Origin of the sequence: Saccharothrix sp. NRRL B-16348 (assembly GCF_001280085.1) — a bacterium.
In the GTDB taxonomy this organism is placed as follows: Bacteria; Actinomycetota; Actinomycetes; order Mycobacteriales; family Pseudonocardiaceae; genus Actinosynnema.
On the sequence record NZ_LGED01000120.1, the window covers coordinates 1 to 337 of the forward strand.

Annotated in this window: 1 protein-coding gene; it reads right to left on the reverse strand. The window is 69.7% G+C overall.

What is annotated here, in order from left to right:
• Nucleotides 1-244: FAD-dependent oxidoreductase (locus tag ADK67_RS13445; RefSeq protein ID WP_157620254.1), on the reverse strand; the 244-nt coding region annotated here is incomplete at its 3' end.
• Nucleotides 245-337: the final 93 nt, after the last annotated feature.

Below are 337 nucleotides of genomic sequence, written 5' to 3' on the forward strand. Positions count from 1 at the left end.
CGGTCGGGTAGCCGTCAGGGTCGGGCGCACGCCACCCGGTGGGCTCCAGCAGTCGGCGCGCGGCCGGGTCGACGAGCTCGGACCACTGCGAGAACAACCCCCCGTGCCGCCCCTGCGCCCCCGCCGCGCCCGCCTGCGGGCCCGCTTCCAGCACCAACGGCCGCAAGCCGCGTCCCAGCAAGTGTGCCGCCGCCCCCAACCCGACCGGTCCCGCCCCGACCACGACCACAGGAAGCTCGTCCACCAGAAACCGCTTTCATCGGCGTCCCTCGATCGAACAGTGTGCAATGTATCCAGTAGTCTCGATGGATGCAACCATCGGTACTTGTCGATACTC